The 19,365-nt window shown below is 37.1% G+C and carries 21 protein-coding genes; 1 reads left to right on the forward strand and 20 read right to left on the reverse strand.

Annotation, left to right across the window (positions count from 1 at the left end):
- Positions 1 to 18: 18 nt before the first annotated feature.
- From CO050_04800 to CO050_04880, 17 genes are all read right to left on the reverse strand, one after another.
- Entirely contained in the window at positions 19 to 408 is a 390-nt protein-coding gene (locus CO050_04800; protein ID PJC30856.1) for a hypothetical protein, read from the reverse strand.
- Positions 374 to 1,105, reverse strand: a complete 732-nt coding sequence (locus tag CO050_04805; protein PJC30857.1) for a hypothetical protein — start codon at positions 1,103 to 1,105, stop codon at positions 374 to 376. The genes CO050_04800 and CO050_04805 overlap by 35 nt, the downstream gene beginning before the upstream one ends.
- Positions 1,106 to 1,113: 8 nt before the next feature.
- The gene (locus CO050_04810; GenBank protein ID PJC30858.1) at positions 1,114 to 2,043 is read right to left on the reverse strand and encodes a hypothetical protein; all 930 of its coding nucleotides are present in this window, start codon (positions 2,041 to 2,043) and stop codon (positions 1,114 to 1,116) included.
- 21 nt (positions 2,044 to 2,064) lie between these two features.
- Positions 2,065 to 2,256, reverse strand: coding sequence for a hypothetical protein (locus CO050_04815; protein ID PJC30859.1), 192 nt, complete (start codon positions 2,254 to 2,256; stop codon positions 2,065 to 2,067).
- Positions 2,257 to 3,546, reverse strand: coding sequence for a hypothetical protein (locus tag CO050_04820; GenBank protein ID PJC30860.1), 1,290 nt, complete (start codon positions 3,544 to 3,546; stop codon positions 2,257 to 2,259).
- 139 nt (positions 3,547 to 3,685) lie between these two features.
- Positions 3,686 to 4,102 carry a hypothetical protein gene (locus CO050_04825; GenBank protein ID PJC30861.1) on the reverse strand — a complete coding sequence of 139 codons (417 nt, stop codon included), beginning with the start codon at positions 4,100 to 4,102 and terminating at the stop codon, positions 3,686 to 3,688.
- A 22-nt stretch (positions 4,103 to 4,124) separates the two neighbouring features.
- Positions 4,125 to 4,697, reverse strand: coding sequence for a hypothetical protein (locus tag CO050_04830; GenBank protein ID PJC30862.1), 573 nt, complete (start codon positions 4,695 to 4,697; stop codon positions 4,125 to 4,127).
- The gene (locus CO050_04835; protein PJC30863.1) at positions 4,672 to 5,235 is read right to left on the reverse strand and encodes a hypothetical protein; all 564 of its coding nucleotides are present in this window, start codon (positions 5,233 to 5,235) and stop codon (positions 4,672 to 4,674) included. Before CO050_04835 ends, CO050_04830 begins: the two co-directional genes overlap by 26 nt.
- Positions 5,228 to 6,679: a hypothetical protein gene (locus CO050_04840; GenBank protein PJC30864.1), complete on the reverse strand. Its 1,452-nt coding sequence runs from the start codon at positions 6,677 to 6,679 to the stop codon at positions 5,228 to 5,230. Before CO050_04840 ends, CO050_04835 begins: the two co-directional genes overlap by 8 nt.
- A 409-nt stretch (positions 6,680 to 7,088) precedes the next feature.
- Entirely contained in the window at positions 7,089 to 8,459 is a 1,371-nt protein-coding gene (locus CO050_04845; protein PJC30865.1) for a hypothetical protein, read from the reverse strand.
- Positions 8,456 to 9,106, reverse strand: a complete 651-nt coding sequence (locus CO050_04850) for a hypothetical protein (GenBank protein PJC30866.1) — start codon at positions 9,104 to 9,106, stop codon at positions 8,456 to 8,458. The genes CO050_04845 and CO050_04850 overlap by 4 nt, the downstream gene beginning before the upstream one ends.
- On the reverse strand, positions 9,066 to 10,436 hold the full coding sequence (locus CO050_04855; protein PJC30867.1) for a hypothetical protein: 1,371 nt from the start codon (positions 10,434 to 10,436) through the stop codon (positions 9,066 to 9,068). Before CO050_04855 ends, CO050_04850 begins: the two co-directional genes overlap by 41 nt.
- Before the next feature lie 8 nt (positions 10,437 to 10,444).
- The gene (locus tag CO050_04860; protein PJC30868.1) at positions 10,445 to 11,647 is read right to left on the reverse strand and encodes a hypothetical protein; all 1,203 of its coding nucleotides are present in this window, start codon (positions 11,645 to 11,647) and stop codon (positions 10,445 to 10,447) included.
- 5 nt (positions 11,648 to 11,652) lie between these two features.
- A complete protein-coding gene (locus tag CO050_04865) occupies positions 11,653 to 13,335 on the reverse strand; it encodes a hypothetical protein (GenBank protein ID PJC30869.1) in 1,683 nt (560 codons plus the stop codon).
- Between the two features lie 44 nt (positions 13,336 to 13,379).
- The gene (locus CO050_04870) at positions 13,380 to 13,748 is read right to left on the reverse strand and encodes a response regulator (GenBank protein PJC30870.1); all 369 of its coding nucleotides are present in this window, start codon (positions 13,746 to 13,748) and stop codon (positions 13,380 to 13,382) included.
- On the reverse strand, positions 13,741 to 13,944 hold the full coding sequence (locus CO050_04875) for a hypothetical protein (protein PJC30871.1): 204 nt from the start codon (positions 13,942 to 13,944) through the stop codon (positions 13,741 to 13,743). The genes CO050_04870 and CO050_04875 overlap by 8 nt, the downstream gene beginning before the upstream one ends.
- Position 13,945: 1 nt before the next feature.
- A complete protein-coding gene (locus tag CO050_04880) occupies positions 13,946 to 14,326 on the reverse strand; it encodes a hypothetical protein (protein PJC30872.1) in 381 nt (126 codons plus the stop codon).
- A gap of 251 nt (positions 14,327 to 14,577) precedes the next feature.
- Between CO050_04880 and CO050_04885 the strand changes: the two genes are divergently transcribed.
- Positions 14,578 to 14,970 (forward strand): hypothetical protein, encoded by a 393-nt coding sequence (locus CO050_04885; GenBank protein PJC30873.1) that lies wholly within the window; start codon positions 14,578 to 14,580, stop codon positions 14,968 to 14,970.
- Between the two features lie 154 nt (positions 14,971 to 15,124).
- Here the strand turns inward: CO050_04885 and CO050_04890 are convergent, their stop codons facing one another.
- From CO050_04890 to CO050_04900, 3 genes are read right to left on the reverse strand one after another with little or no spacing between them, the layout of a single operon-like run.
- Positions 15,125 to 17,311 carry a hypothetical protein gene (locus tag CO050_04890; GenBank protein ID PJC30874.1) on the reverse strand — a complete coding sequence of 729 codons (2,187 nt, stop codon included), beginning with the start codon at positions 17,309 to 17,311 and terminating at the stop codon, positions 15,125 to 15,127.
- Complete coding sequence (locus CO050_04895) at positions 17,283 to 18,323, reverse strand: hypothetical protein (GenBank protein ID PJC30875.1); 1,041 nt, start codon at positions 18,321 to 18,323, stop codon at positions 17,283 to 17,285. The genes CO050_04890 and CO050_04895 overlap by 29 nt, the downstream gene beginning before the upstream one ends.
- A complete protein-coding gene (locus tag CO050_04900; protein PJC30876.1) occupies positions 18,310 to 19,365 on the reverse strand; it encodes a hypothetical protein in 1,056 nt (351 codons plus the stop codon). Before CO050_04900 ends, CO050_04895 begins: the two co-directional genes overlap by 14 nt.

Here is a 19,365-nt window from a genome sequence, read left to right on the forward strand (position 1 = left end):
ATTCTAAACCCCCGGGGTTTAGAAAAGAGCATATTTAAGCACTAAATCTACTACTTGATCAATTAACTCCTTAGTCAAACCTAATTTAGGGATACCTATTATCATCAGCTTTTTTGGCAACTTACCAAGCTTTTTTAGTAGCTGTAGATGCAAGAAAAGATCATAGTCATGCACAGACACAGCCTTATTCTGAACAAACGCGTCTAAGTTATCATATACCTTAACCTTATCTATCCCTAAAACTGTATCTATAATAACCAAGGGTAACTCTGAATCCGGAGTAAAGTTTTCGGTGGGATCTACCAGAATAAACTCATAGGATGGTAATCTCTTTTCAAGCTCTGGGATCAGGGCCACAGCCGCCCCGTCTTCCTTAACTAAAGTGTTCCCTAGTACGTATATCTTCATTAGCTAATTTTATAGCTATGTTAGTATAATAAACTAAATTTCCAACATCAATATCTGTTAATTTTTCACACAGTACTCCCCAATGAAATGACACTAAATCACCTTTCTTAATTTCATCCGTACTATACGAAACAATATGTTTTTTTGGTTCGGAAAGCTTTAGTGAAACAGAGTCGTACTCCAGTCTCGGGGAAACAACTTCAAGCTCAGATCTTTTTACTTTTGTTACTTTACCCCAGCTTATTCTACACTGATCCAGTGTATCCAACGTGTGCTCTATTGGTAAGTGACCCGTCCGCCAGGGAACATTTAAAACATGGAAAGAGTGGTTAGGCAAAGCTCCTTGAGGAAGCTTACCAAATAACTGCTCGAGCTCAGAGCGCTTTAACCTCTTTTTAAGATTAAGAGTATCTCGAAGGTGATAATAAAATCGGTTGATATCTAGATTGTGTAAGAGCTTATTACCTATCCAGTATGCTTTTACCACCTCTAAATCAAACTGATCAAAAATATTATTTTCACCAGCTATATATGATAAATAACTAAAAAGTGTCTGATATTGTGTTAGGTGGTTTTTAACTGAGGCATCTACTATTTTAGCTCTCTGATAGTGCTTTATATTTTCCCAATCCGGACCACAAAAAGACAAGGAATTAGGAGGAGTACTGTAACAAATACAGGTTGAAAGTCCAAGCATCGACACGTTTAAAGGCTCAGCCTTTTATGAAATAGATGGCTTAGCCTTAGCTTCGGCAAAGAAATATATCTTGAAAAAACTATTATAAATAGTACCCCCAAGACCACAAATCCACCAGACAAAAGCTGATCGGAAGCTATTGTTTGTGTAATAAATATTCCGGACAAAATACTTGTAATTAATGTAGCTGGAACCAGAAGCGCACTCACCAAGGTGGCGGGTGCCAAAGACAGCGCAGCATACCAAGTTAGTACATAAAGAAACAGCGTTGTAGCTCCAACTATCACAGTAAGTATTTGGGGTTGAGATAACCCAATAAACATACTTCCTTTACCCAAAACAAGAGTGGTCAGAGAAATTACAACTGCACCAATACTCATCCTTACCCACGCTACAACGAGAGCTGGAACACGTTTTAGTACTAATTTTGCTATTACATTCTCAACTGCCCAGAATAAAGTTGCTCCTAAGATCATCAGCTCCCCTGTACCCAGTTTAAAATCTCCGCCTTTAAATAGAAGAAGATTACCCCACAAGACAACTGTATAACCTAGCATCTGCTTGAAAGATAGCTTCTCTTTAAGAAAGAAAATAGCCAGAAAAGCTACCCAAATATAGAGAGATTTATGAATTAAGGACGCAGAAAGAGCCGATGTTTGGGTAAGACCAACAAAAAAAAGGATAAATGGAATACTTCCGCCAAGCAAGCCAATAAATAGTAACTTTATTTTATCCCCTTTACCGTAGGTCCCCAAGACTCCCAATCCATAGCGTTTTGCAACTATAGCGGTTAACACCAAAGCAACGATACCTACTCTTAAAGACGTATGAATAAATGGATCTGAAACAGTTACACCTATTTTGGCAACAAAGTTAGCAAATCCTGAAATAACAGCTGTTAAAAGCGCCAAGGCAATACCGTTCTGGACTTTACTCATTTTTAGAATTATACACTATACTTAAATAAGTGCTTTTCGCATTTTAATAGCTACCTTATAATCTATAATGGACACAACCATATTCCCATACGGAAGTACAAAATCTCCTGGCTTGATAGATATATTACCCTTGAATACCAACTTCCTATCTCCTTCAACAACCACAGAGTCTCCATCTACAGATAGCACTTTACGAGGTACTTGTAGGCACATTTAATTGCTCCCCACTATAATCTCTATGTCTGCTTTGTCATCTGCATCCAGAAAATCCTCACTAGTTAATACATCTTCCAGATTTTCTAAAACTAAATCAAGCTCTGTATTGTTGCCTTCCTTATAACGAATTTCGGTCGTATCGTAATCAAAAAAAGAGGCATTGCCTACTTCAATCACCTCAAATTTTGCCTCTTCAAGTATATTTTTATACCTGCCAGCTTCCCCTGGGATGCCTGATCCATTTAAGACACGTACCTTAATATCTTGAGCTTTCATAATAACTGCTGTTGGCTCCGGTCGAGACGTAGGCAAAGTACTAGTAGAGCTGTCTATAGGTATAGTATTATTTGGTTTTTGTTGCAAAAAAGATACTCCTCTCATAATAAGCACAACTGTTAGACCAGCAACTACTAATCCTAAGAAAATTCCCTTCCAGGGCGGGCTCACGCGAGCTAAACGAATTTTAATACTTTTTTGCGGTTTATGATTTATGTCTAATAACTCACTATCTTTTGACACTAGCACCGCTGCAAGAATGGCAACTCGTTCATGCATATCTTGAATATTAGAAATATCCTGCTTCTGACTGTGAGAAAGACGCTCCAGCGATTTAACTCCATCGTTAAGCCTAATTTTCGTCTGTTCTTCGAATAGTTTTTGATCAAAACTCAAACTACGTTTACCAAAATACACTCCTTGTCTGCAATATTCCTGTTCTTTAATAAACTTCTGCACTGTAGGAATAAGTTCTTCATTTGCTATAGCTAAGGGATAAGTTTTTACGGGACCATATTTATCCAGTAAGTAAATCTGAGTAAATTTTTCTCCTATATGTAGAATTAATTGAGTTTCTTCGGGGGTGATCCCTGCTTCTACAATTCTATATATAGCTAACTGCTCGGGTAACAGTCCAGAAATTTTACAGCTGCGAGAATCAAATTTAGCTAACACGCTATCCAATTTATCTTTCTGAACAATAACCACCAGCGTCTCTTTATGTTTATCGCTATCAACTTCAACTAAAGATATATATATTGCCAGCTTCCTAATATCCAAACTTAGATCATCTATCAAGGTAGAAACCTTTTTATCTACAATGGAGTTATCGGTATCTTGTAATCGTTCGCAAATCGAAAGCGTAGGTGAAGAAACTAAAATTACTTTTTTTAAACCAGCTAAACTATCTGGAAGATTATTAAATTCGATAACTGACTTACCAAAAGGATTAGTCGAGAGAATAACTCCAACGAAGTCACCATAAATATTTTGAACTGCAGTTTTTTTCATAGTTCTATGTTTTTAGTTTATCATAACCAACAGGTCTTAATTGTCACACACAAAAACCACCCTATATAATACTATATAGGGTGGGTCAGCTTATTAAACAAATAATTCTCTGCTCTTTAACCCCACCAGAAACAGAGAATTATCTCGTTACAGTAATCGTCGTGGCTAATTCGCCAGTAGCTGAAGCAGTAACTCTGTTACCGTTCAGGAAAATTACATACTGAGTGTCTGTTGGCGTGCCAGTTGATGGGTCACTTGGAATCTCAGGTATATAGTCTGGGACTAAATCGTCACTTAAATTAATAGTTGAACCTGTTCCATCACCAATATTTGTTGGTGTTGCCGTAATATCAGTTGGGAATGTGCCATTATTTTCGACCGAATACTGATACACAGCATTAACCATCTGGTAAACGTCATTTCTCCGCTGAGTATCTCGGGCAGCCGCAAACTGTCTTCCTGGATTAACAGCCACAAGTGCAATAGCCGCCAGTATCGCAATGATACCCATGACTACTAACAACTCGATAAGTGTAAAACCTTTATTTCTCTTCATATTATTATCTTCACCTCCTCTCCTATAGATTGGACAAATCCTGTCCGATAATAACTACCATATCAGATTCTATCTCTTCAGGCAAGTCCACTATATTTACATCTTCTGTAGTTAACCCGAAAACCTCTATTACCTGATCTTCATATAATCTAACCGACAATTTACGTCGGAGCTGTGTAACCTTAAGATCTGCTTCCGGAGAACTAGCAACCTGGTGACTGTTAGTAAATCCAGACAGTCTTAGCCTATCTGCTATGGCTGAGGCTAAACCAGTCTCGGTAGTACCATTTAGAACCTCAATTGCAAGATCAGACTTTTTCACCTCCGATACAGCAGGCATCACTAATTGTTGTTTTTGCTGTTGTTTCCACAGTTCAGCTAAGCCAACTGCCTCAAGCAAATCTTCGTCTTTAATATCTAACGTTGACACACTAGCTGAGGCCTTTTCGCTCTTAGTAAATGCTTCAGATATACCACGATATACCACAACACCCACAACGACCAAAAACAACACCGCAAAAACAACACTTCCAGCACTTAGCAAGTGGTATAGATTAAACTTTTCTTTGTTAAAAATTTTCAGAAACATAAACATTCCCTCTAATTATATACGTTCCTGACCCTTCAATGCCACTTAAGCTTTTAGCCTCAATACTGGTTATAGCTGTTAAATATGGCATATTTTCATAACTTTCCAGAAAACCTAATAGACTATCTATTTCTCCTGTAAAGCTAATGGTAAACGGTAAATAAGGATAACCACTTCTATCTTTTAATGTTGATTGAGTCCCAAAGTTAAATTCTGGGCTACTTCCATACAAGCTCCCTAAATTTTCAACTACATCAACAAATTTAATAATAGAGCGTTCATCAGGATACAGCTCTAGTATCTTTTGATCTTCTCCTTGGTATTTTTCCAGCAACCCCGTGGCTATTTCTTTTTTATTCAATAGCGCTTTTGTTTGATCATGTACAGTTTTAGCACTCTGCACATCTTTCGCCTGTCTCAGCAATAGCGCAATAGATAACACAGTTCCCAACACCAAAAATAGACTTATGTACACACCTCGTTTAAGGACTGCTTTCACCCTCAGCACATTATTCGCTGTCAAATTTGTTGTACTATTATTCACTTAATTTCACTTTAATACTGAATAAAAAATTGTTTTTTCTTTCCAAATTCTCTAATGGAATTATTGCAACTCCAAACATGTCATTTTCTTCAATTTTCTGTTGGTACTTTAACAACTGATCACGCGATGTAGCTACTCCATCAATCAAAATCAATTTTTCATCAATAATATAGCGCCAGGAATTAATAGTTATCCCATTAACCGACAGCTCAGGAAAAACTTTTAAGAACTGTTGTGGGGAAGTTTTTAATTTAGAGAGAATTAATAATTTATCCACTTCCATATTAATTTTACGCAATTGAACCTCGGTAGAATCAGCACCTTCTTGCACGATGATCTCTCCAAGCTGATTTGTAGCCAAAAGCTCCGGAGGTGTATTGGCAACCAGAGAACGTGCTTGGAAAAATAAAAATAAATAACTACTAATTGCAAGCAATAGACCCGTAGATAATATACCAACCACAGATCTTTCCCAGTGCTTAATTCGCTCAACATTCTCAGAACTTTCATAATACTTTTCTACTAGTTTAGGAATAAGATTGATTGTCTGATCTGATGCTGGAGGTTTAATAGGAGACAATCCAATCGAAATAGCTTCTGAAAATGCTAGCATTTTATGCTTATCTGCCAGCTTTATTGGCCCTTCCAGGTAATCTACTTTAGTATTAAGCTCTTTTTTAAGACTCGCCTTAATTTCGTCATCTGCTTTTACTCCAGTCAACCATATATGCTCAAGCTTAAATTCATCAAGATTTTTCGCATTATAAAAATTCAATAGTCTTTGAATCGTATCTAAAGCGCATATGGATACATCTTTACCTTCTGCATATTCATCGGTTGCGGTTAGCTTAGTTACTCTCCCTTTAACCAAAGTTGAAGTAATTCCCCCATCGCTCAAGTTAACCAAGGCTTGTAGCTTGTTCCCCTTAGAGGGCAATAGTCTCCCTAGACATGTTGCAGATGTTTGAATATTAACTGGGCGCAAACCTATACTAGTAACAATGCTCACAAGATCATCTACGAGACGCTTAGGTAATGCAACTACAAATATCTCTTTTTCATCTTGTTCACCAGGGAGCACTTTCCAATCCAGATACATTTCATCAAGCGGTAGCGGGAAAATATTTTTTGCTTGCCACTTTACCGCTTCTTCAATTTCTGCATCTGATATATTAGGAAAAGAAAGCTCTCTGGTTAAAGCATACTTCTCAGGTAATGAAATAGAAACACAGGAAGCTTTCTTTTTACTTTTACCAATCAACTCGCGGAGTGTTTTTTTAAATAAATCTGGGTTAATAATTTTGCCTCCGTTTAAGATATGTCCATCTATTGGCTGCTCTACCAAAGCAGAAATTTGTCTTTTATTTAAGTCGATAACAACAGACCTAAGCACAGTATCTCCAACTGCTAAACCAACACAACGATCACAGGTATATCCTGACATATTTACATCATATACCAATAGCCCGCAAAATCACAAGATATTAATGAACTGGGAGCTGAGCATTAAATAGTCATTCGCTTTCGTCCAATAAAAAATATCATAGTTGATATGATAAGAGTTAGAGTTGCCACAATTAGAGACTATAGTCCCTCTATAAGAGATTCATATCCATCTCTAGGCTCAAATAAAGGCTCTATTGCCACATAGAAAATGAAACCCTATAAATTCTAAATGTGTCAAACGTCCAGCGTTTGACACAGAAATAACTACTATATATACAACCCACTCCTGGAGTGGATTGAGTTGACACCTAGGGATATCCATATCCCATACTCTATGTAGAAAAAAGTCTGATTAATATTAGAGAGCTTATTTGCAATCCCATAAAAGGTCCAGCCTTTTATACTTCTTACTCCTCGTCCCATTTAATAAACTCGTACTCTGAGGATGTAGGAAAATAAGGAGGTGGACCATAACGAAGATGACTGTCATATGTAATATCCCTATCAACAAAACCTGACCAAATTGGATTACCATAATTCCAGTACGACTTCTGATTGGAAATAACCGAACCATAAATCTCTAACTTATCACGTATTGCGTTTGAATAATAACTACACACCCACCAATAGCTATAGAAGTGACGAATAATTCTGCCTTTCTGCGCCATTAAAGCTGCATCAATCTGGAAAGTACTTGGAATATCCAATGCGTAATATATATCTTGTTGGGCAACTAATCCTAATGAATCTGACCCATCTTTTTCCTTATATATTAAATTGTCCAATATCCAGATCACTTCAGAGGAAGTATCTATCGGAAAAGATGCAGCCACAACTGTGGTTTTACCTTCCACAACTCCATCAATCCAGACTGTGTCTTCAACAAAAATAATCTTATTATCACTTAGGCTATATGTTCCTATTAAGTTCTCTGTACGAATAACCTGATTTAATGTCTGACATCCTCCCTCTGGATCCCATCCCTGTCTTGATCTTGTACGATTAACCTCATAAACACTAACCGTTCCAGTATCATTAAAGCGTAAATGATAACCAAAATAAGAGGACGCAGCCAGGTATATGCCACTCTCTTGGGCAGATAGGCGCATATGGGCAAAATCTACCACCACACTATCAAAATCTATAGAAGTTGTGGGGTATTCCCACAGTGTATTATTAGGACCATCTCCCCATACACCGTTCTTTGTATCAGATGGGCTACAGCCTGTCTCAAATCCACAGGTATAGGTCTCCTTAGCACTTGATACAACTGACTCATTAATACCATCCATACGAATTCCACCATTAGAGTGAACATCACCGTAAGTCGTAAGGCCTTGCCCGAACCATACATTAGCATTATGCAAAAAAGAAAACCTTGCGTATGACGGCTGACCATAGGCAGCTTCGATAGTCCGTTTAGCATTAGGCTCCTCCAAAGTCCAACCAGTCGAGACAATTGTAACGACACTTGACCCTTCCCCTGGTGGTATCACATCCAGCTCAAACTGGCCGATTTGATCTCCCTGTGGATCAAAATAATCATGTATATATGGACCAGGTTCTCCAGTACCATCCTGAAAGTCTTCTGGAGCATGCGCTAAATGCCAGCGATAATAGTTTGCTCCAGCCTCTGCTATATTAGTAGCCATCTGTCTATTCTCCTGGCGCACCCAACCCTTTACATGCACTGCCGTTACTGCCACTAAACTACCTAAAATAATCACAGATAAAGTAGCGACTAATAATACAAGAATTGTAACAGATCCAACTTTCATAAATTTGTTTTTAAGTTTCTCAACTGTACCCCCGAACTAAGCTCAGCATTCTGCGGAGCTCTACCTGGATTCACATTTACAATCAAAAACACCCGCATATACTTAGTATCTATTAATCTAAATTGTGTATCTAGTGGGTTTCCAGCACCTTTAAGCGGCCAGTCTCCATTGTAATAGTAAAAAATTGGCGCACTCCCACTCTGGATATACTCTGCTACAACCCGGGTTGCTTCATCTTCTACTAGATACAAAACTGGTATATCATCAGTAGGGTTAATCGTTCCCTTCATCAAACTTGTGTTATCAAGATAATACCTCACCCTCTCAACACGATCATCGTTATCTACATCCGCATAAAATATAAATTCCTGGTCGTCAGCCAACTCTATTGTATAGCCTCCATCTTCAGCTGGCTGTGCTTCACGAATTTCCTTAACCATAACATCTATTCCACCACGCGCTTCTTCTACTGCTTGAATTTCAGCAAACGAAAAGCTATAGGATTCAGCAACAAATCGTTGCACTCCAGCAAGCGCAATTAAGACAACTGTGCTTATAAAGCCAGCAATTATTACTTCAAGTAATCCAAATCCTTTATTAAGGGCTCTACTTTTGATTAAGAATGATGGTTGTAAATACATCTTCATTTATCTGGATTGAAGAGGTTGCATCTTCATATCCTGTTAAAGAAATAGTTAACTCATAGGCAGCTGCGTTTAGAGAATTAAAGAAAGCATGACCAAAATCTGGATCACCCTCATCACCTGATTCGATCGTTTCATCATAAGACAATAAACCATTAATAAGTCTAGCAGTTGAACTTGAAAGTGGAACATCTCCGCTATCTGCTACTAATACCAATAAACTACCGTCGCCCGGGCTATCAGGCGCTAAGCTGAGATCTATACTCAGTTGTTCGTCAGCATTCAATCCGATGGGAAGCGCAGGATTACTTCCTGCCAAATCATAAGAAACATCAACTACTTCAAACATATAACTATCAAATTCCATATTAGAGAAAGTATAAGTACCACCTGCATTTGTCGAAACTAACTCATCAAATTTATATATAGGAGATTCCGTCTCATCATTTCCAATTATTTTTTCTCCTCTGACTCTAAGCTCCACATTTGTTAATGTAGGAAAACCAGCTAAACGAGATCCATAGGTCTTAACTGTCAATGTAGATACTTTATCGATTGCGAAGCTAGCTTCAGAAACTTGCCCTTCCAACACAGTTATATGAGATTTAGAGGAATTAGTAACTTCCTCTGCGCCATAGGTACGATCAGACGAGTATCCAGCTTTAGTTACTATAATTTCATAACTTTCAATTGCGCTAGGTGCACCAGGTAAGATAACGCGACCAAACGAATCAGAAGTTATCGTTAAGTCCACTTGAGGATTAACTGTTGAATTAACAATATTCACGTCTGCACCATTTAAGGGGTTTCCTTCTGAATTAAAGACTAACAGAGAGAGCGTTCCACCTCCATCATTTGTCTCGATCTCTTTTGGAACAATATCAGTTACTAAAACTACTGGCCTACGGCCCGATGCAAATGCCCCTGCCCACTCAAGTTTAACGCGGACTCGCTTATAATCCGTATTTACCAAATCAGCCGGCGCTTCCCCATCAAATGGATCGTCTACGTACGCAATTGTTGTTGTCACTTCAAATATAATTCCCCCTAAGGAAACTTGCTCAATTGGCGCAATTGGTCCAGCTGGGATACCTCCAACTGTTCCTAGATCCTCGTAACTAAGGTTTCTGGCTTCCTCTATCTTTTCATTTGCAAGTAGCCTCGCCGTATGTCGAACACGAGTCTGTCCGATGCTTTCAAAAACTAGCTGGGTGATTCCAAATAAACTGCCAGTTACAATCAAAAAAATTGCCATCCCCACAACGGCCTCAATAATAGTAAACCCATTCCAGGAATGTGCTTCACATTCCTGGAATGGGTGCTTGTTGCTCATATTTATCACTATATCTGAAGGTCGCCAATTAATTTATATATTGGTGCAATAATTGAAATCACTAACAATCCAACTAATATTCCAACCACCAACACTAAAATTGGTTCTATGACTTGGGAAATATTTTTTAAATCTGATTCTGCCTCCTCGGCATAATAAGCACCAACTTCCGCCAATACATCTTCAAGATTTCCACTCTTTTCACCAACTGTTAACATCTGCGTAATAAAGGAAGGGAATATTTTTGTCTCTTTGAGAATTCTAGAAAGTTCCACACCTTTTAATAATCTTTTGCGAAACATAGGAGCCATTGCTTTTAGCTTAGGTTGAGAAACTGTGCTCACTGCGATGCTGATCGCTTCGGTAATTGATACTCCACTTTTTAATAGAACACCTAATGTTCTTGTTAATCGCGCATAGTCAATGCGGCGAATAATCGATCCAGTTATTGGCATATTGGCGAGTAATCCATTTACCACTGTTTTCAACTTGTTTCTGGGCACAAGAAACCAGGCCAAAACCAAACCAACAATTGTACTGGGAAGTATTATAAATAAATGTTCTTGCGTAAACTCACCTGCATTTAACATAATTAAAGTAGGCAAAGGTAGATCTATATCCATAGTCTTAAATACTCCACCAATACGTGGAAGCACAAACACAACTAAAACAAATCCCATCAGAATCAAAGCAATAAATATCACAATTGGATACACCATTGCTCCTTTAATATTGCGCTGCAGTTCATATTCAGAGCGCAATTTATCTGATAAATACGAAAATGCTTCCTCTAGCGTTCCACTTGCCTCTCCGGCCTTGATCATAGCTATAAAAGCTTCATCAAAAACATTAGGATAACGTCCTAATATTTCAGATACTTTCTTGCCTGATTTTAAGCCATAGGCAAGATCGTTTAAGATTTTACGCATGGTCGGATTTTTTGTATCTTCTGCTAATGAATCAATGCCTTGAGACATAGATAAGCCAGAAGCCAACATTAAGCTCATATATCTGGTAAAACTCGATTTATCCAGTAAGGAAACACTACGCACAAAATCAAACTTCTTATTTTGCTTTCTTAACTTGATATAAATTGGGGTTAAACCTTTCTGAGAAAGTGCTAATCCAACTTCTTCTTCGCTCTTTGCAGTTACGCTTGCTGTATTAATTGTCCCATCTTCTGATAAGGCACGATAGTCATAAGTAGGCATCTTTTTTACTCACGCATAACTCGCAAAACTTCTTCAATTGTTGTTACTCCAGCAGCCACCTGATCTAGTCCACTCATAAATAACGAGGTCATTCCTTTTGTCTTTGCCTTATTCTCAATTTCCTTAGCAGAGACTTTGACCCGTATCAAAATACGCAAATCAGCATCAAGCTCTAACGCTTCATATATTCCCACTCGCCCTTTATATCCGGTACCACCACACTCCAAGCAACCCTTACCCTTGTAAAATTCCTGCTTAGAAATATCCTCACCCGCCAGCTTTTCGATAAACTTCAACATCTCCACTGAAACTTTGGTTTTTTCCACACACGAAGGACAAATACCCCGCACTAATCGTTGAGCAATGACTAAGTTCAGCGTAGATGCAACTAAAAAAGGCTCTGCGCCCATGTCTATTAATCGAGGAATTGCTCCAGCTGCTGAATTTGTATGAAGAGAAGACAAAACCAAGTGACCCGTTAATGCTGAATGAATTGCCATATCAACAGTTTCTCTATCGCGGATCTCTCCAACCATAATTATGTTCGGATCATGACGCAGTAGCGCGCGTAATCCCGAAGCAAATGTCAATCCCGTCTTCGGATTAACGTGTACCTGACTTACTCTTTTAATTGCATACTCAACTGGATCCTCAACCGTGCAGATTTTAACTTTAATAGTATTTAGCATATTTAAGACACTGTAAAGTGTTGTGGTTTTACCTGATCCAGTTGGCCCTGTAACCAATATTAAACCGTGTGAACGCTGAATATTTTGTTTTAGAAGAACAAGACTGGAACCTGTTAATCCTAATTCTTCTAAGGAAAGAGGTCTAGCTGACTCCCTAAGAATACGCATAACAATGTTCTCACCATAAAAACTTGGCAGAATAGAAACTCTAAGTGAAATAATTTCATCATCAGATTTAAACTTAAACCTGCCATCTTGAGGAACACGATGTTCATCAATTTTTAATCCTGATAATATCTTAATCCGAGCTACAACAGGCGGATGAAGATCTGTGTTTAAAGTTATAACGTCTTTTAAAAACCCATCAACACGAAAACGCACAATAGACTCATCCTCTCCATGTTCTATGTGTATGTCAGAAGCACCCTCAGCCGTTGCGTACTCTAACAAAGTATCTAGGACTTTCACGACAGGTACATCAATAGCTGCTTTCTCTACGTCTTCTAATTTGGCGCGACTAGTCTTATCTGCATTTTTTTTAATTATTTCGCTAAATTCCTCATTAATATTCTTTTTATATGAGCCTAACGCTACATTTAGCTCGTCCGAAGTTACCAAGGTTGGTTCGATAGAGTAACCGGTTTTCCGCTTAACAAACTCAATAGCTTCAAGATTACGAGGATCTTCCATTCCTAGCTTTAGTCTATTTTTAATTAACTCAAGTGGGATTACACGGAAGTTACGAGCTGTAGTCTCTGGGAGCAAAGCGAGCATCTCTTCTGAGACTCTTTTTTTTTGCAATGAGTAGTAAGGAACCTTAAAATGCTCAGCCACCAACTTACCAAGTATCTCGTCAGAAAGTAATCCTTTAAATACCAGGGTCTCTGAAAGGGGCATGCCTAGTTCAGAGGAAGATAAAGCCGCAGCAGCAAGCTTATCTTGGTCGACATATTTCGACTCTTCAACAATCTCCTTAATTAGCTTATCGGGCAGACGCATAGTAAAACTATCTTATCAAAACAGGATGAAAATTGCGAGAAAAATTAAGTTGAGCTTGGCAAATGCTTATTAACTGCATCTAGCACATCTTGTGGATCGCTATGTGATTTAGAGATAAAATCAGTGGCACCCTTATCCATGGCCTCTTTTTGTTTATCTTCAGAGTCCAGGTTGCTATATATTATCACTGGAGCTTTATTTCCAGCTTTATTTAATGCCTCAAGTACTCCTAATCCTCCTAACCTAGGCATCATCAAATCCAGCAAGATAATATCGGGCTTGTATTCTTTAACTTTATCCAATGCAGTAGAGCCATCAGTAGCTACAGCTAATTCTAAACCTTTACTATGAAAAAAAGTGGTGTAAATATTAACCAATAATGGATCATCCTCTACTAATAGAATTTTAGTCATGGTTTTTCTCAAACTCAACTATTTTTTCCAGGAGACCTTTTTGTCTACTTACTACTTCTTGTAATATTGTCCTTACTTGCTTATCAATTTGTCCTGATCTACCATCGACGATAAATTGCAGAGCCATATTTGAACTAGACAAAGGACTTTTAAAGTCGTGTAATAATTCTGCAAGTTTAGAGTTTTGATCGGACATGTTATTTAAGTACTAAAGCTATCTTTTCTAAAAACTGATCTGGGGTAAGATCTGACTTAATTAGATGACTTTCAACACCTAGTTTTTTCCCTTCACTTAATGTCTTGTCTTCACCTAGATTTGTCATAAATATTATATGCTTATTGGGTTGTTTGGGAGTATTTTCAGATAACTTTATCATCACCTGCATTCCATCCATCTCAGGCATGATGATATCCAAAAGCACCAAGTCATATCCCCCTTTGCTCATTTTTTTATACCCCTCTATACCATTCTGACCCCAATCAACCTTATATCCCTCATCTGTTAACAACTCAACATACAGATCACGGATAAACTGATCGTCCTCAACAACGAGAATTCTATGTTTTTTATCCACCATTGCAACCTAAAAATACCACATCTCCTATCCTTTGGCAACTAGACTAGAAATAATTAGGTTCAAACCCACGTTCGCAGGCTATCCCACGTGGATATGAAGGCACTGGAAAACTACCGGATATTAGAATCATTCGGAAACAAATACACACCATACTCAATAAAAACCTATCTTTCTAATTTATTTAGAGCGTAAATAAGGACTATTAACAGGGTTTGACCCTGTAAATTACGATTGTGTATAATTAGTAAATCATGAATACGTTTGGATTTTGGTTACTACCTCCAAAGAATATTCAAGCTGAATATCAAGAAATAATCGATAAATATAGTAAGAAACTAGATAGCCCATCATTTGAACCACATATTACTGTCTTAGATGTGGTAACGGGTGATAAGGAAGATATAATTCAAAAAGTTAAAGCAGTTGTTTCAACATATAAGTCAATTCATATTGCGTTTACAGATATCTCAATAAGCACCACTTATCATCATGGAGATATTTCATCATCAGAAAAAAGCAAGATTGCTGATGAGATTACATTAAACACCACTAACTTTAAGGCAGATAGATTATGTATTGTTAATGCTGATAACCTAGATCCAAAAACTTGGCTTCATGTATCAGAGTTTGAACTGAGCAATTAAAACACAGCGAGAATGTAGCATAATAGGTTCAACCCACATTCGTAAGTTCACCTGCTTATGAAGGTCTAACCCCGAGGGTTAGAGTAGATTCAGAAATTCTAAACCAGTTATTTTAGCCCGTTAATAAGCCATTTGTAACCCCCGAGGTTGTATGCTATACTTTGGCAACCGGGACTGTAAACAAAAAGGTAGAGCCTTTACCCGCTTCCGACTCTATCCATATCTTTCCTCCATGCATTTCAATAATCTGCTTAGAAACATATAATCCCAGACCAGTTCCTCCAACTTCCGCCATGGCAGTATACGAGCTTTCTACTCTGCCAAATTTCTTAAATAGACGTTTTTGGTCAGACTTACTTATCCCTGTGCCTGTATCTCGCACATCAACTACAATAAACTTACCCCGTTTAATAAAACCAACGGTAATTGATCCACCCTTAGGTGTAAACTTTAACGCATTACTAATAAGATTATCCATAACCTGATAAATCTTGTCATGGTCAACAAACACAAACGGCATTTTTTTCTTTTGAACCGTTAGCCTAACTTTCCGCTCATGCGCTCTACCAATTAGCTCATGCATGCTCTCATTAGCTAGCTCAACAATATCTATTTTTTCTTTATTAATTTCAAATCGATTTCCTTCGATTCTAGATACATCGAGCATATCGTTAACCAAATTTATTGTTCTCTGAGTAGAAACATATGCTCTATTTAAATGATCAGTTCCTTTTTTACCTAGATTTTTTCCGCTCTTATTGAGAACCATCCATAAATAACTCTTGACAGCCGTCATTGGGGTTCGGAGCTCATGACTTGTTATGGAGATAAATTCATCTTTAATCTTATCAAGATCCCTAAGTCTCTTATTCGCACCCCGTAGGTTGGAAGTAGCTTCTTCTATCTCCTTTTTTAACTTTATATTAAACTGCTTTATTTCTTCATAAGCTCTGGCATTATCTATAGCTACTGAGATCTGGGGACCTATTATCTCCAACACATTAATATCTTCACTGGTATATACATCACCAGAGGCTTTGTCTCCTAATATTAAAGCGCCAATTACCACCCTTTCTGCAATTAATGGGACCACCACACTAAACTCATTCTTCCGCATAATCTCCTTAACCCCTCCTTCATCTAGTTCGTCAAAGACTAATACATTTGAGCCTTTATTCGGTCCAGCTGCAATAAGCTTTTTTATATCATTAGCAACTAATTTTGACTTATTACTACCAACTGTTAACGACCAATCTACTCTCGAACCCTTTACAAGCACTATAGTTGCATTGGTAGCTTTCAGATTAGATTCCATCTGATCCAACACCCCCTGTGATAGACCTGTCAGGTCATACGTTGACGCCATAAGCCTCCCAAGCTTTCCAAGTAAATGATTTACATCATACCTATCTCTATAAAATAATTTATCCGTTGCTCGCTCCAATCGACGACGTAGTGGCTGAAACGTAAACGCCATAACAAGTGCTAATAAGGTCGAAGTAATTAAATTTACACTTGAAGAAGGTTCCCTGGTAATAAAATTACCAACTACAAACAAACCTAACGCATATAAACCGCCTAGAATAGTTATTAATAAGGAGTATGCCACAGATCTAGCAACTATTAGTCGAATATCTAAGAACCTGTGCTTGACTATTGCATAACCCACAAAACTTACAAAAAATAAAGTATAAAGCGGTAGTAGTCCAACAAACTGTGTATTATTAAAAAGTATAACAAATAACATATTACTAATGAGTATTGACATAAACATTAATATCGCACCAAGTAAAAATAATTTAAGCTGAATTTTTTGTCTCCCAGATAACTTGAGATATTTTCTAATCAGCACAAATATAGCTCCACCAATAAAAAAAACAGTGTGAGCAACAAATAACAACATACCTATCCCAGGAATCGGTTGCGTTGTATTCTTTTCTACCCCACTAAACACCAGATTCATCTGAACAAGTGGCAACAAGACCACAGTCATTGTTATCAGCAATATTACATATACTTTCTGTATAGGGAATCTTGCATACGGAAAAGTAGTAGCTAATAAAAAGAAAAATAGGTTAATAACAAGTGCAATTGTCATCACCTGTTTTATCCAGAAAAAAGTTTCTGCATCGGATGATTGATGAAGAGCAAAGTAGTTAAATAAAAGATAAAAACTTATTGAAACTGCAAAAAGAAAAAACATCCTACTCGTTGTACTTCTGGGATTCTTATAATAGGTTACTAATCCTATTGCCGAGTTTCCAACAAACGCAATTACGACTATGAGCAGATCAAGCAGCATAGAACCATTATTACATCTTAGATAGCAGTTGAGCAACATCCCTACGAGGACTATGGTGAGGTGAGTTATTTGAATAGCCCATTCTAGCAAAGAAAGTAGGACTCATTTCTATGCCCAACATCTTCATTAACTTAGTGCGAACCTTTTTATATTCAATCATTCCACTAAAAGGAGCAGTTCCTATTCCTTCAATTAAAAAAGCTAATGTTAAAAACGAATACAACTTTCCTGTCTTAAGCCAACCAACTTTATCATCCATAGCAGAGCTAATAACTAACAACCCCGTAGAGTTTAATACCATCCTTCGCTCCATATTAGCTTGAATAGATGGATTAGTTAGCTTTATTAGATATGGAGCAAATAACGAAATAATTCCTGGAACTCCAAATCCAGATAAAGGCATTCCATCGAATTTTTTTGTATTATTAGGCCTAACCCAGGTTGATAATTCTTCCTTGAATATTGTATCTCTAAATGCAAACATAATTGCTTTATATACTAGATCTGCAGCTTTCTCTATATCTCTCTTGCTAGTTACAATTCCTAGCGAAACACCACTATCTTTGAATCTTGACCTTAGTTTATCTATAGTTTGCACATTTAACTGCTTATCCTCATATACACCTCTATCCGTTGATCTCTTGGTAATTACAGAGAACATATCGCTATATAAAGATTTTGTCGTCCGTTTAGTAAGAAATAACTCAACCGCTACTCCATTTAATCTAGACTCTGGCAAATATTCAATTCTTACATGAAAGCCAAAATAGTCTGCCGCAACTAATAGATTACCTAAAGCACATCCTAAGCTTATATAAAGTTCTCTATTTTCTCTATCAGAGTAATATAACGATCTTTCTAAATCTGGCAACAGTTGAATAGATTCTTTTGTTATTTCAAATCTCCAAGGTTGCGTATTGTGACTATTTGGAGCAAGGATTGCATATCGTATCAAAAATTCAGCTTTATCCATAAATTTTCCACCAATTGGAAAATTCTTAAGATCTACCTCCCATGGTAAATATGGATTTGTAATATTATTTTTCCTCATCATTTTTCTGCAAAACTAATTCTAGCTGCTTAATTAATGTATTTCTCTTTTTTATATTCTTTTCCAACTTATAATCCGAAACCAACAGATCATCTAAAGATAAGTAATATCGACCACTAATAACTTTCTCCCCAAGAATTATTTTTTTTATGGTAGTCGTAATTAGTCCTCCTGCAATAGTAGCTGTTGCTCCTAATTGTGGCCAAGTAGATATTGAACCATTTATTGCAAATAATGACTTACTCATCCTCTCTGAATTTCCTTTTAAACCAACAAGTTTGATAATCATTTTTCTCAAAATAACCTCATCGTTTGTTTGTAGTATAGTATAAATATCTTCTTGGGAAAGTCTGCCTAAAAATGGCACAGTATTCACATCAAGATCGTACCTCTCAATATTCATAATTACATTATCACCAACATCAGCCACGGTGATAATAGGTATCTTCCTATCTCTAGCAATTCTACGAAGAATTATTTTTGCATGTAGATTATCAACTTCATCTACAATTAAGTCAGCACCTGTATTATCCCTTATAAAGGGTTCAATTTTTGATGCATCACGTTCCATATGTTTGTAGATTTTTGTATATGGATTCATACCAATTATCCTATCTTCAACATAATCTACTTTTCTAACACCTAAATCATTCCACAGAGCCTGAATTCTATTAAGATTAGTAGCATCAATCCTATCGTAATCAGCAATCTTTATAGCATCGGGTCTTGCCTGCATAGCCCACGTAATTGCTGCATGACTACCAACGCTCAAACCAAAGAAAGCAACCACTGTTTTTCTTAAAACATCTTGCTCGTCTGGAAATATTAGATTTTTATTACGTGAGGTAGTTAAATCTAGAAAAGCTTTTTTCGGCAAAAATGTATCTTTCCTTCCTTTTAATATGGTTTCTTTTTTTACCTGACTTGAAACTTGATTTTTTAAGTTTTGAAATATATCTTGTTTAAAATCCAGATGTGGATTTCTAACCTTATATAACTCCTTAAGAAGCTTGTTAAATAAATCTTTTTTTGACTTAGACAT

It is taken from the genome of Candidatus Roizmanbacteria bacterium CG_4_9_14_0_2_um_filter_38_17, assembly GCA_002788855.1.
Lineage (GTDB): Bacteria > Patescibacteriota > Microgenomatia.

Bases quoted from the DNA above. Each gene is read 5' to 3' on its own strand.
- CO050_04800 (PJC30856.1), bottom strand. From the start codon at position 408: ATGAAGATATACGTACTAGGGAACACTTTAGTTAAGGAAGACGGGGCG.
- CO050_04805 (PJC30857.1), bottom strand. From the start codon at position 1,105: ATGCTTGGACTTTCAACCTGTATTTGTTACAGTACTCCTCCTAATTCC.
- CO050_04810 (PJC30858.1), bottom strand. From the start codon at position 2,043: ATGAGTAAAGTCCAGAACGGTATTGCCTTGGCGCTTTTAACAGCTGTT.
- CO050_04815 (PJC30859.1), bottom strand. From the start codon at position 2,256: ATGTGCCTACAAGTACCTCGTAAAGTGCTATCTGTAGATGGAGACTCT.
- CO050_04820 (PJC30860.1), bottom strand. From the start codon at position 3,546: ATGAAAAAAACTGCAGTTCAAAATATTTATGGTGACTTCGTTGGAGTT.
- CO050_04825 (PJC30861.1), bottom strand. From the start codon at position 4,102: ATGAAGAGAAATAAAGGTTTTACACTTATCGAGTTGTTAGTAGTCATG.
- CO050_04830 (PJC30862.1), bottom strand. From the start codon at position 4,697: ATGTTTATGTTTCTGAAAATTTTTAACAAAGAAAAGTTTAATCTATAC.
- CO050_04840 (PJC30864.1), bottom strand. From the start codon at position 6,679: ATGTCAGGATATACCTGTGATCGTTGTGTTGGTTTAGCAGTTGGAGAT.
- CO050_04845 (PJC30865.1), bottom strand. From the start codon at position 8,459: ATGAAAGTTGGATCTGTTACAATTCTTGTATTATTAGTCGCTACTTTA.
- CO050_04850 (PJC30866.1), bottom strand. From the start codon at position 9,106: ATGAAGATGTATTTACAACCATCATTCTTAATCAAAAGTAGAGCCCTT.
- CO050_04855 (PJC30867.1), bottom strand. From the start codon at position 10,436: ATGAGCAACAAGCACCCATTCCAGGAATGTGAAGCACATTCCTGGAAT.
- CO050_04860 (PJC30868.1), bottom strand. From the start codon at position 11,647: ATGCCTACTTATGACTATCGTGCCTTATCAGAAGATGGGACAATTAAT.
- CO050_04865 (PJC30869.1), bottom strand. From the start codon at position 13,335: ATGCGTCTGCCCGATAAGCTAATTAAGGAGATTGTTGAAGAGTCGAAA.
- CO050_04870 (PJC30870.1), bottom strand. From the start codon at position 13,748: ATGACTAAAATTCTATTAGTAGAGGATGATCCATTATTGGTTAATATT.
- CO050_04875 (PJC30871.1), bottom strand. From the start codon at position 13,944: ATGTCCGATCAAAACTCTAAACTTGCAGAATTATTACACGACTTTAAA.
- CO050_04880 (PJC30872.1), bottom strand. From the start codon at position 14,326: ATGGTGGATAAAAAACATAGAATTCTCGTTGTTGAGGACGATCAGTTT.
- CO050_04885 (PJC30873.1), top strand. From the start codon at position 14,578: ATGAATACGTTTGGATTTTGGTTACTACCTCCAAAGAATATTCAAGCT.
- CO050_04890 (PJC30874.1), bottom strand. From the start codon at position 17,311: ATGTTGCTCAACTGCTATCTAAGATGTAATAATGGTTCTATGCTGCTT.
- CO050_04895 (PJC30875.1), bottom strand. From the start codon at position 18,323: ATGAGGAAAAATAATATTACAAATCCATATTTACCATGGGAGGTAGAT.
- CO050_04900 (PJC30876.1), bottom strand. From the start codon at position 19,365: ATGTCTAAGTCAAAAAAAGATTTATTTAACAAGCTTCTTAAGGAGTTA.